At 49.8% G+C, this 11,064-nt stretch carries 11 protein-coding genes and 1 pseudogene; 4 read left to right on the forward strand and 8 right to left on the reverse strand.

Going from position 1 to position 11,064, the window contains the following annotated elements:
• Positions 1 to 50: 50 nt before the first annotated feature.
• The 3 genes and pseudogenes from hemN to OGV69_RS15425 form a co-directional block, all read right to left on the reverse strand.
• On the reverse strand, positions 51 to 1,424 hold the full coding sequence (gene hemN / locus OGV69_RS15415) for an oxygen-independent coproporphyrinogen III oxidase (RefSeq protein WP_038635842.1): 1,374 nt from the start codon (positions 1,422 to 1,424) through the stop codon (positions 51 to 53).
• A gap of 188 nt (positions 1,425 to 1,612) precedes the next feature.
• A complete protein-coding gene (gene yihI, locus OGV69_RS15420; protein WP_038635839.1) occupies positions 1,613 to 2,125 on the reverse strand; it encodes a Der GTPase-activating protein YihI in 513 nt (170 codons plus the stop codon).
• 103 nt (positions 2,126 to 2,228) lie between these two features.
• A pseudogene (locus OGV69_RS15425) lies at positions 2,229 to 2,477 on the reverse strand (hypothetical protein).
• A 209-nt stretch (positions 2,478 to 2,686) separates the two neighbouring features.
• On the opposite strand from OGV69_RS15425, the gene yihA reads away from it, so the two are divergent.
• Positions 2,687 to 3,319 (forward strand): ribosome biogenesis GTP-binding protein YihA/YsxC, encoded by a 633-nt coding sequence (gene yihA / locus OGV69_RS15430; protein ID WP_069324898.1) that lies wholly within the window; start codon positions 2,687 to 2,689, stop codon positions 3,317 to 3,319.
• Between the two features lie 119 nt (positions 3,320 to 3,438).
• Here yihA and spfP read toward each other — a convergent pair whose 3' ends face one another.
• On the reverse strand, positions 3,439 to 3,486 hold the full coding sequence (gene spfP, locus OGV69_RS25360; protein WP_071892919.1) for a small protein SpfP: 48 nt from the start codon (positions 3,484 to 3,486) through the stop codon (positions 3,439 to 3,441).
• A 166-nt stretch (positions 3,487 to 3,652) separates the two neighbouring features.
• Positions 3,653 to 6,439 (reverse strand): DNA polymerase I, encoded by a 2,787-nt coding sequence (polA, locus tag OGV69_RS15435; protein WP_069324899.1) that lies wholly within the window; start codon positions 6,437 to 6,439, stop codon positions 3,653 to 3,655.
• 363 nt (positions 6,440 to 6,802) lie between these two features.
• Between polA and yihG the strand changes: the two genes are divergently transcribed.
• Positions 6,803 to 7,738 carry a 1-acylglycerol-3-phosphate O-acyltransferase, YihG family gene (gene yihG / locus OGV69_RS15440; RefSeq protein ID WP_069324900.1) on the forward strand — a complete coding sequence of 312 codons (936 nt, stop codon included), beginning with the start codon at positions 6,803 to 6,805 and terminating at the stop codon, positions 7,736 to 7,738.
• A gap of 13 nt (positions 7,739 to 7,751) precedes the next feature.
• Here the strand turns inward: yihG and dsbA are convergent, their stop codons facing one another.
• From dsbA to OGV69_RS15455, 3 genes are all read right to left on the reverse strand, one after another.
• Positions 7,752 to 8,375: a thiol:disulfide interchange protein DsbA gene (gene dsbA / locus OGV69_RS15445; RefSeq protein ID WP_069324901.1), complete on the reverse strand. Its 624-nt coding sequence runs from the start codon at positions 8,373 to 8,375 to the stop codon at positions 7,752 to 7,754.
• Between the two features lie 16 nt (positions 8,376 to 8,391).
• Positions 8,392 to 9,378 (reverse strand): serine/threonine protein kinase, encoded by a 987-nt coding sequence (locus OGV69_RS15450; RefSeq protein WP_069324902.1) that lies wholly within the window; start codon positions 9,376 to 9,378, stop codon positions 8,392 to 8,394.
• A 76-nt stretch (positions 9,379 to 9,454) separates the two neighbouring features.
• Positions 9,455 to 9,724, reverse strand: a complete 270-nt coding sequence (locus OGV69_RS15455; RefSeq protein ID WP_003028616.1) for a YihD family protein — start codon at positions 9,722 to 9,724, stop codon at positions 9,455 to 9,457.
• A gap of 69 nt (positions 9,725 to 9,793) precedes the next feature.
• On the opposite strand from OGV69_RS15455, the gene mobA reads away from it, so the two are divergent.
• Both mobA and mobB read left to right on the forward strand, forming a co-directional pair.
• Entirely contained in the window at positions 9,794 to 10,378 is a 585-nt protein-coding gene (gene mobA, locus OGV69_RS15460; RefSeq protein ID WP_069324903.1) for a molybdenum cofactor guanylyltransferase MobA, read from the forward strand.
• Positions 10,375 to 10,878 (forward strand): molybdopterin-guanine dinucleotide biosynthesis protein MobB, encoded by a 504-nt coding sequence (gene mobB, locus OGV69_RS15465; RefSeq protein WP_069324904.1) that lies wholly within the window; start codon positions 10,375 to 10,377, stop codon positions 10,876 to 10,878. Before mobA ends, mobB begins: the two co-directional genes overlap by 4 nt.
• The last annotated feature ends 186 nt before the right edge of the window (positions 10,879 to 11,064 follow it).

The following is an 11,064-nucleotide window of genomic DNA, read 5'->3' on the forward strand; positions in this document are numbered from 1 at the left end:
GTATTGATATTTCGTAGGCCCGGTAAGCGCAGCGCCACCGGGCAACCCGGCTAAATGACGCGTGAGAACTGCTGCATCCGCGCTTTCTGGCGCAGATAGGCATCAAAGCACATGCAAATATTCCGAATCAGCAGGCGGCCCTTAGGCGTAACCTGAATCCCCTTCTCATTCACATCCACCAGCCCATCCTTCGCCAGCGGCGCCAGCAGTTTCAGGTCTTCGGCAAAATAGTCAGCAAAATTCAGATCCCATTGCTGTTCCACGGCGGCATAGTCGAGGCGGAAGTTGCAGATCAGCAGCTTAATCACATCCCGACGAATACAGTCATCGCGGGTCAGCGCAATTCCACGCCATAACGCGTTCCCCTGCTCGTCTACCTGCTGATAATAGCGCTTCAGCTCTTTTTGGTTCTGCGCGTAGTTGTCGCCAATCATACTGATGGCCGATACGCCCATCCCCAAAAGATCGGTATCCCCTTGGGTGGTATACCCCTGGAAATTACGATGCAGCACACCTTTGCGTTGAGCAATCGCCAGTTCGTCATCCGGGCGAGCAAAGTGATCCATGCCAATGAACTGATAACCGGTTTCGGTCAGTGACGAGATGGTCTCCTGCAGGATATCCAGCTTCTGTTGCGCGCTGGGCAGATCGGCATCTTTGATTTTGCGCTGAGCAGCAAACAGCGTTGGCAAATGCGCGTAGTTAAAAACGCTCAATCGGTCTGGATTCAGCTCAGCCACACGTTTCAGGGTAAAGGCAAAGCTCTCCGGCGTCTGTTTTGGCAGGCCATAAATCAGATCGATGTTCGTCGAGGTAAAGCCAATCTCCCGCGCATGATTCAGCAGCGCAAAGATAAATTCTTCATCCTGCTCACGGTTAACCAGACGCTGAACTTCTTTATTGAAATCCTGTACGCCCATGCTCAGGCGATTAAAACCTTCAGCACGTAAGTGATCGAGTACATCCAGCTCAATTTCACGTGGATCAACTTCGATCGAGATTTCCGCGTCCGCATTAAAGTTGAAGTTGCCACGCAGCAACGACATCAAACGGCTGATTTGCGCTTTATTCAGGTACGTTGGCGTGCCGCCGCCCCAGTGCAGTTGGCTGACATGGCGTCCGGCAAACAGCGGTGCGCGATGAATGATCTCTTGTTCTAACACATCGAGGTATTGATCGGCTTTATGCTGCTGACGCGTCACAACCTTGTTGCAGCCGCAGAAGTAACACAGTTTATGGCAGAACGGGATGTGAACGTACAACGAGAGCGGACGCTCAGGGTAACGCGCCACAGCGTTTAAAAACGCCTCGGCGCCGTAGTCTTCAGAAAACTCCAGCGCGGTTGGGTACGAGGTATATCGTGGCCCGGAATAGTTATATTTCTGGATCAGGGCCAGGTCCCAGTCTATTAGCTGCTCTGACATGCTCACTCCTTCCGATGGCGTCTCTGGCGGGTACGGCGTACCGGCTTAACCCCTGTGCGAGTAATAAGCCGGTTGCGCAGCCACTTCTGTCGCCGCGACAACCGCTGTAGTTTAACGAATAACCACACCAGATAACATATAACCGGAAGGGTTATAAGCAGGACGGGAAGACCCACGGTGTAAAACCGTTAGTTGCCGCCTTTCAGCAGGCGCATCATGTCTTCCTGTTTTTCTTCTTCTTCCTCGTCTTCCTCGTCATCGTAAGAGAGACCCAGCTTTTGCATCAGCTCATCAATGCGATCCAGCTTGGCATCAACCCAGGTCTGATCCTCCGCACTCAGGGTTTCTCCTGCTTCAAGACGTTCCAACAGCGCATCCAGGCGCTCATCCGTTTCCAGTAAATCCAACTCAGCCTGTGGTGAAAGCATAGGTTTCTCACTCTTCGGTTTGTGCTGTTTGGTGACTTTTTCGGTCACGCCCAATGGAATGGGGGTTTTACTGCCAATACGAGGATCTTGTTGCTTATTTTGCTTTCCGCCACCAGATGCGCCATCGCTTCCGGACGCACGGCTACCCGCCGCATGGCCACGGTGTTTTTTCTGGCGCTTACGGTCGCGAGCTTCCTGGTTAATTTCTTCGCGTGTTTTACGACGCGCTTTTGCAGGACCTTTACCGCGTGGTGTAGAAGTTGGTTTCATCATGATTCGTCTTTGGCTGTTTTTATTCAGTATATATTTGCGCCGGAATCTAGCAGAAATAAAGAAAAAAGGCGACAGAGTAATCTGTCGCCTTTTTTCCTGACTCTCAACCCTTACGGGCTCTACTATCCCTGTTGGCTATCAACACACCCTGTTTTTCCCTTAGCCTGAAACATTCCGTGTTGTTTCCATTTCCTTTTACTAACGTCTCCGGACGTTTGTCTTCCTGACAATCCTGTGTCTTCGCCTCCTGGCGCTCCTGACCCTCATCCTGAGTCGTCTATCCTGTCAGCTTCCTCGCTATGGGCACTACTTTACCGTTTTGGCTTAAACGTACAAGTAACCAAGGTAACAATTTCGGATTTTAAGAATACTGCCTAACCGTAACCATATGATTTATTTAGGCTATGTCATTTTTTACCCTGTCATCTCGTATAGATACTATCGGCAATGTCTCACAAAGTGAGTGGTTTTTGCTTACACTGGCTACGCGTCGAAAAACCAGCCTTTTGCTGGTGTTCAGGTATAATCGCTGCAAAGCCTTGATTGATGGAGAGGACCGCTTTGACTAACTTGAATTATCAACAGACGCATTTTGTGATGAGTGCGCCTGATATTCGCCACTTACCTTCCGATACCGGAATCGAAGTGGCTTTTGCTGGCCGTTCCAACGCAGGCAAATCCAGTGCGCTAAATACCCTGACTAATCAAAAGAGTCTGGCGCGTACATCTAAAACACCGGGCCGTACTCAGCTCATCAACCTGTTTGAAGTCGTTGACGGCAAACGTCTGGTTGACCTGCCGGGGTATGGTTACGCCGAAGTGCCGGAAGAGATGAAGCGCAAATGGCAGCGCGCACTGGCGGAATATCTGGAAAAGCGTCAGAGCCTGCAAGGCCTGGTCGTGTTAATGGATATTCGTCACCCGCTTAAAGATCTGGACCAGCAGATGATCCTATGGGCGGTAGAGAGCAACGTTCAGGTTCTGGTGCTGCTGACCAAAGCAGACAAGCTGGCCAGCGGCGCGCGCAAAGCTCAACTGAATATGGTACGTGAAGCCGTGCTGGCATTTAATGGCGATGTGCAGGTAGAAGCCTTTTCATCACTGAAAAAAATGGGCGTAGACAAACTGCGGCAGAAGCTGGATAGCTGGTTTAGTGAACTGGCACCGGTTGAAGAGATTCAGGACGGGGAATAATCTCCCGCTATGCCGGATGGCGTCGCTGCGCGTCTTATCCGGCCTACGGCGTGAGCGAAACTTTTCTTGCGCACAATAAAAAACGCCCCAGTCATTACTGACTGGGGCGGCTAAAATATTCAGCCAAATCCGATTACGTGAAGTAAAAGGTCTGAAAGATAGAACATCTTACCTCTGTACCCTACGAGAATAACTTTACTCTTTTTTGAGCAGCTCAGAAAGCACTTTTTGTAATTTTTTTTCATTCCTTACATAGGGAATTCTAATGGACATCACAAAAAGTTCTATCTTATGTTGCTTAGTTACGAAAAAAGGCCGTTATTCAGTCACCCCTTAGTGCGCCTGATCCCAGTTTTCACCAGTACCGACTTCCACTAATAGCGGCACGTCAATCTGGGTCTCGTTTTCCATCAGTTGATGGATCTTTTTCGACACACTTTCCAGGTCATCTTTGTGCACTTCAAACACCAGTTCATCGTGAACTTGCATGATCATGCGCACGCGCGGTTGCTCGGTTTGCAGCCATCCGTCTACGGCTATCATGGCTCGCTTAATAATGTCTGCGGCAGTACCTTGCATCGGGGCGTTGATTGCGGCACGTTCAGCACCCGCGCGACGAGCGCCATTACTGGATTTAATATCCGGCAAATAGAGGCGACGACCTTCCAGCGTTTCAACGTAACCCTGCTCTTTTGCCTGTGCACGCGTGCGTTCCATATATTCCAGCACGCCAGGATAGCGTTCGAAGTAGAGATCCATGTACTTCTGTGCTTCCTTGCGCGGAATATTTAACTGGCGAGCAAGACCAAAGGCGCTCATCCCGTAGATCAGACCAAAGTTGATAGCTTTCGCGCTGCGGCGTTGTTCGTTAGTTACTGAATCCAGCGGTAAGCCAAAGACTTCAGCGGCCGTTGCGCGGTGAATATCTTTCCCTTCGGCAAATGCGGTAAGCAAGCCTTTATCACGCGAGAGGTGCGCCATGATACGTAGTTCAATCTGCGAGTAGTCCGCGGAAACAATCACGTAGTCTTCCGGTGCAATAAACGCCTGGCGAATACGACGACCTTCATCATTACGTACCGGGATGTTTTGCAGGTTCGGATCCGTTGAAGACAAGCGCCCGGTCGCGGTAACAGCCTGATGATAGGAGGTATGTACGCGCCCGGTTTTCTTGTTAATCATCAACGGAAGCTTGTCCGTATAGGTCGACTTCAGTTTTGCTAACCCGCGATATTCCAGGATCACTTTCGGCAATGGGTAATCCAACGCAAGCTCTTCCAGTACCTCTTCCGACGTTGATGGCGCGCCGCCAGGCGTTTTCTTCAGCGGCTTAATGCCCTGCTTTTCAAACAGGATGGTTTGCAGTTGCTTGGTGGAAGAGAGGTTAAACGCTTCGCCGGCAATCTCGTGCGCTTTTTGCTCCAGCTCGTTCAAACGCAGCGTCAGCTCTTCTGAATGCTTGTGCAGAACAGCCGGATCGATTTTCACACCGTTGCGCTCAACGCGAGACAAAACCGGCACCAGCGGCATATCAATATTTTCAAAGACGTTCAGCGGCCCTTTATGCTGCTGCAATTCTGGCCACATCTTCAGATGCAGCTGTAGCGTAACGTCGGCGTCTTCCGCAGCGTAACGACCGGCCTCTTCCAGCGCTATCTGGTTAAAGGTCAGCTGGTTTTTGCCTTTTCCGGCAATCTCTTCAAAGGTAATGGTTTTATGTTTCAGCCAGCGGTCCGACAGGCTGTCCATATCGTGTCGTCCAGCGACGCTGTTAAGAATGTAGGATTCGAGCATGGTGTCAAAGGTGATGCCGCGCAGCTCGATGCCATAATTCGCCAGGATGCCGCGATCGTACTTCAGGTTTTGCCCGACTTTGTGCGCGTTCTCATCTTCCAATAGCGGCTTTAGCAGCGCCAGCGCACGGTCGCGCGCGATCTGATCGGGGGCGTCCAGGTAGTCATGGGCAACAGGAACATACGCCGCCACGCCCGGTTCAATGGCAAAAGACAGTCCAACCAGATTCGCGGAGATATTGTCCAGGCTATCAGTTTCTGTATCAAAGGCTAAGACGGGCGCTTTTTTCAGCTTCGCGATCCACTCTTCCAGCGTCGCTTCATCCAGAATCGTCACGTAATTATCGTAGGAAAGAGCCGTCGCAGGTTCTTCCGGCGTAGCCTCGACGACGATTGTTTCCTGCGGTTTAGCCGCTGGCTTCGTTCCTTTCGCCTGTAGCCATTTACCGGATTCTACGTCTGCAACCCAACGCTTAAATTCGTACTGTTTAAACAGACCAAGCAGTTCATCTGTTGCGGGCTGCTTCACTTCCAGTTGCTCGCAGGTTAACTCCAGTTCCACATCCGTTTTAATGGTCGCTAATTGATAAGAGAGGTACGCCACCTCTTTATTCTGCTCAAGTTTGCCCGCCATGGTTTTTGCGCCACGGAAAGTCAGCCCCGCGATCTTGTCTGATTCTGCATAGAGGGTATCCAGCCCACCCAGCCCCTGAAGCAGAGCCTGAGCCGTTTTCTCACCCACGCCAGGAACGCCTGGAATGTTATCGGAGGAGTCGCCCATCAGCGCCAGGAAATCAATGATCAGCTCAGGCGGCACACCATACTTATTCACCACTTCATCCGGGCCGAGGATCGTATTAGTCATGGTGTTGATCAGGGTGATGTTTGGAGTCACCAACTGAGCCATGTCTTTATCACCGGTACTGATCAATACCGGACGACCAACCTTTTCCGCTTCACGCGCCAGCGTACCGATAACATCATCGGCTTCCACGCCTGAAACAGCCAGTAATGGCAGCCCCATCGCTTTTACCATCGCATGCAGAGGTTCAATCTGCGCGCGCAGATCGTCAGGCATTGGCGGACGATGTGACTTGTAATGCTCGAATAATTCATCACGGAAGGTTTTACCCTTAGCGTCGAATACCACAGCAGCATGGGTCGGCTGATATTGTAGAATCAAGCTACGCAACATGTTGAGAACACCGTACATCGCACCAGTAGGTTCTCCTGCGCTGTTAGTCAGCGGCGGAAACGCGTGATATGCGCGATAAAGGTAAGATGAGCCATCTACAAGGATAAGTGGGTTTTCTGGGATCTGAACCATAATGTCCGTGCCTGTTTATCAGATTATGGGTAAAGGATGCCACAGACGGGATGAAAACATGAGTTTTTCGCCGTTTTTGTCGAAAAACTTTTGCAGTTCTTCTGCTTTGATCGCAAATCAAACTGTGGATAACTTTGTGAATAAATAATTTTCAGCGCTTTAAATATAGCAAGTTAATTATTGAACAATTACATTTTTTCATATATTTCAGTTAATTAAAGAAACTTATAGCATTTTATCCCATTTTTATCGCTTGTCTCCTGATGTGGATAGATATTCCTTTTTTTTCTATTCAGGGAAGATCCATCATTTGGTTCGTTTTCTGATAAAATTAGCCCCTTGCGCCTCTTTAGCGCACTGTCTATGGCTAACCTTTTGAATAATTTAATTATGACAAGAATACTCGCTGCGATAACGCTGTTGCTGAGTATCGTATTGACCATATTGGTCACGATTTTTTGTTCTGTGCCGATCATCCTTGCCGGGGTTGTAAAACTCCTTTTGCCTGTTCCTGTCGTCTGGCGCAAGGTTTCCATCTTCTGTAATTTCATGATGTATTGCTGGTGTGAAGGTCTGGCGCTACTTCTGCACCTCAATCCACGATTGAAGTGGGACGTCGAAGGGCTGGAAGGTCTTAGCAAAAAAAACTGGTATCTGCTCATTTGTAATCATTACAGCTGGGCCGATATCGTTGTGCTTTGCGTTCTGTTCCGTAAGCACATCCCGATGAATAAATATTTTCTCAAACAACAGCTGGCCTGGGTGCCGTTTATTGGTCTGGCCTGCTGGGCGCTGGATATGCCGTTTATGAAACGTTATTCACGCGGCTATCTGCTCCGTCACCCGGAACGGCGCGGTAAAGATGTGGAAACAACGCGTCGTTCCTGCGAGAAGTTTCGCGTACACCCGACAACTATCGTAAATTTTGTCGAAGGTTCACGCTTTACTAACGAGAAACGTGAGCAAACCCGCTCCCCCTATCAAAACCTGCTCCCACCTAAGGCGGCCGGTATCGCTATGGCATTGAATGTGCTGGGGTCGCAGTTTGATAAGTTGCTGAACGTCACGTTGTGCTACCCGGAAAATAGCAACCGCCCTTTCTACGATATGCTGAGCGGTAAATTAACGCGTATTGTCGTGCGGGTGAACCTGGAGCAAATTCAAGAAGAGTTGCACGGTGATTACGTGAACGATAAAGGTTTCAAGCGTCGGTTTCAGCTATGGTTGAATACGCTCTGGAGCGAGAAAGACGCGCAAATAGATGCGATTAAAGCCACAAACAAAAAAGCCGGTCAATGACCGGCTTTCGCTTTTACTTCTGACTAACCAGGAATTTCACGGTATCCGCATACTGCTGTACAAAGATATCCATGCTGCTGGTATCCATGCCTTGCGGGTTTACCTGGTATTGACCATTCACGAACATCGCCGGAACGCCCTGCAGCTGTAAATCAGCCGCCGCTTTTTCCTGCTGCGCCACAAGTGATTTCACCACAAAGCTGTTCCATGCCGCATCGTAGTCTTCACCTTTAATACCCGCGTCGACAAACACTTTACGGATATCTGCAACAGACTGAACGGTCTGGGTTTTCTGCACAGCTTCAAACAGCGGAACAGTGACCTTATCTTCAACGCCAAGTGCCATAGCAACAGCCCAGGCCTGCGTCAGATCTTTACCCAAAGGCCCAAGAAACTCGACGTGGTATTTGGTCATCTTGGTGCCTTCCGGCAGTTTTTTCTTCACGTTATCAGACACATGAAGCACTTCTTCAAACTGGTAGCAATGCGGGCAGTAGAAGGAGAAGAACTCCAACACTTGCGGTTCACCCGCAACAGGCTTTTCCAGAGTGATGTATTGTTTGCCATCCTGGAACTGCGCCGCAGATGCGCTAAAAGCTAAAACCATACCAGCCAGCGCCAGCCATATTTTTTTCATGTTCAAGTTTCTCCGATTAATACATTGGCGTTAATTGTAAGGGGGGCTCTTGCAGAATTTTTGCCTGCTCAATAAAAGTTGCGGTCTGACGATACCAGTAATCTTCCCCGGTTAACCACGGGAAGTTTTTTGGAAACGCAGGGTCACCCCAACGTCGAATCAGCCATGCAAGATAATAAACTAAACGCATAGCACGTAAAGGTTCGATCAGTCCGATTTCTGTCGTGTCGAACTCACTAAACTCTTCATAAGCCTCGATAATGGTTTCAAGCTGCATGCGTTGTTCAGCTTTATCACCATTGAGGAGCATCCATAAATCCTGAACAGCCGGACCATTGCGGGCATCATCTAAATCGACAAACATTGGGCCGTCACGCCACAGAATATTGCCGGCATGACAATCACCGTGCAGGCGTAACGTGGCAAAACGCGTATGCCAGCATTCGGAAACTACTGTAATAAGTGAATCCGTTGCTTTCAGGAAGGCTGCTTTTTGCCCTGAAGGAATAAGTTGGGCCTGTTCAAACAGTTTACGCGGTTCGGTCAGATACTCTTCAAGGCCAATCGTGGGACGGAAAGCGAAATTACGCTTGCCGCCAGTCTGGTGCATACGCCCCAGATAGCGCCCAACCGCCTCCATCTGATCGATGTTATCTGCCTCAAACTGGCGCCCGCCGACGCTTGGGAAGATCGCATAATGAAAACCCTGATGGCTTAACAGTGTTTGGCCGTTCAGTACCAGCGGTGCAGCAACCGGCACTTCATCGCTCACCAGTTCCAGCGCAAACTGGTGCTCTTCCTGGATCTGATCGACGGACCAACGCTCAGGGCGATAAAACTTAACGACAAAGCGTCTGCGGTCTTCGTCCTGAAACTGATAGACACGGTTTTCATAGCTGTTAAGCGGGGTAAGCCCGGAGTCCACCCGGATCCCCTGCTCAAACAGCGCATCCATGATGGTATCCGGGTGTAGCGTCTGGAAAGTAAAAGCGTTGTCGTTCATCCCATCATCCGGAAAATACTACGAATGATTCAGGATATCATTTCGCAGCGCTTTCGGTGGCGGCGATTACAAGCTTTTACTCTTTAATTACGCCACGTGCGCGGAGAAGGGCTGTTTTAAAATCTTCTTCATAATCTTTCTGAATACCTGGGATGACGGCGTCTTTCGCCGAGTCACGCATTTTCAGGTGATAGATCAGAATGTCATCAGTTAAATCCGCCAGTTCACCGTCAAAACCTGACTCTTGCGCCAGTTTCTGTAAAAATTGCATCAGGTTAAGATCGGGTTCTTTCTGCCAGGCTGGCTGGAGGAGTTCAATAACTTCATTCAGGCGTTTACATTTCATGGTTGTGCTCCTTAGGCTCAATACGGATACGTTAGCAGGGTCAATCCCACATTAAAAGAGGCGATATCAGTGATTCTGGATAGTGCAATAACAGGGGTTGTGCTGGCGGGCGGTAAGGCCAGACGGATGGGCGGAACGGATAAAGGTTTGCTTGAGCTGGACGGTAAACCGCTTTGGCGGCATGTAGCCGATACCCTCGCTTTGCAGGTCGAAACCGTAGTCGTTAATGCCAATCGCCACCGGGATATCTACCAACAAAGCGGCCTGAAAGTGATTCCCGATGCCCTGGCCGATTTCCCTGGCCCACTGGCCGGGATGCTGTCGGTATTCCTGCAGCAAGCGGGAGACTGGTTTTTGTTCTGCCCGTGCGATATGCCCTATATTCCTCACGATCTGGTCTCTCGTTTAAAAGAGCAGCGCAAAGCTGCACCAATCGTCTGGGTGCATGATGGGGAAAGAGATCACCCGACCATTGCCCTGATGCACCGTTCCTTGCAGCCCTTGCTACAGGATTATCTTCAGTCAGGTGAACGACGCGTCATGGCTTTTATGCGTCAGGCTGGCGGTCATGCCGTCGATTTCAGCCATCATAAAGATGCATTCGTAAACGTGAACACACCTGAAGAACTCGCAAAATGGCAGGAAAAATCATGATCCCATTACTTGCCATTGCGGCATGGAGCGGTACGGGAAAAACCACGCTGCTAAGGAAACTGATCCCTGAGCTGCGCGCCAGAGGTATTAGACCCGGATTGATTAAGCATACTCACCATAATATGGATATCGACAAGCCCGGCAAAGATAGCTATGAGCTGCGCAAGGCAGGGGCGGCACAAACACTGGTCGCCAGTCAGCAACGTTGGGCGTTAATGGTAGAAACACCGGAAGAACCCGAACTGGATTTAGTGTATCTGGTAAGCAGGATGGATGCTTCGACGTTGGATATGGTACTGGTTGAGGGATTTAAGCATGAACCTGTTGCGAAGATCCTGCTTTTTCGCGAGGGCTGCGGGCATAGTTCTGAAGAGTTGGCGATGGATGAGTTTGTTATCGCGGTTGCCAGTGATGTTCCGTTACCTGTGGATGTTCCATCATTAGATATTAATGATATACAGCAAATTGCTGATTTTGTTATGCAATGGGTAAGAAGATAACCACGGAGCCGCAATGTGCCTGATGCGCTGCGCTTATCAGGCCTACAAAATACGTTCATTTCACACAGACGCAAAAAAGCCCATCCGGCAGGATGGGCTTCTTCACTTTATTTGATGCCTGGCAGTTCCCTACTCTCGCATGGGGAGACCCCACACTACCATCGGCGCTACGGCGTTTCACTTCTG

It is taken from the genome of Citrobacter sp. Cc139, from assembly GCF_030334645.1.
Classification (GTDB): Bacteria; Pseudomonadota; Gammaproteobacteria; order Enterobacterales; family Enterobacteriaceae; genus Citrobacter; species Citrobacter werkmanii.

Coding starts and splice junctions, on each gene's coding strand:
- dsbA (WP_069324901.1), bottom strand. CDS start 8,375: ATGAAAAAAATATGGCTGGCGCTGGCTGGTATGGTTTTAGCTTTTAGC.
- mobB (WP_069324904.1), top strand. CDS start 10,375: ATGATCCCATTACTTGCCATTGCGGCATGGAGCGGTACGGGAAAAACC.
- yihG (WP_069324900.1), top strand. CDS start 6,803: ATGGCTAACCTTTTGAATAATTTAATTATGACAAGAATACTCGCTGCG.
- polA (WP_069324899.1), bottom strand. CDS start 6,439: ATGGTTCAGATCCCAGAAAACCCACTTATCCTTGTAGATGGCTCATCT.
- OGV69_RS15450 (WP_069324902.1), bottom strand. CDS start 9,378: ATGAACGACAACGCTTTTACTTTCCAGACGCTACACCCGGATACCATC.
- hemN (WP_038635842.1), bottom strand. CDS start 1,424: ATGTCAGAGCAGCTAATAGACTGGGACCTGGCCCTGATCCAGAAATAT.
- yihI (WP_038635839.1), bottom strand. CDS start 2,125: ATGATGAAACCAACTTCTACACCACGCGGTAAAGGTCCTGCAAAAGCG.
- OGV69_RS15455 (WP_003028616.1), bottom strand. CDS start 9,724: ATGAAATGTAAACGCCTGAATGAAGTTATTGAACTCCTCCAGCCAGCC.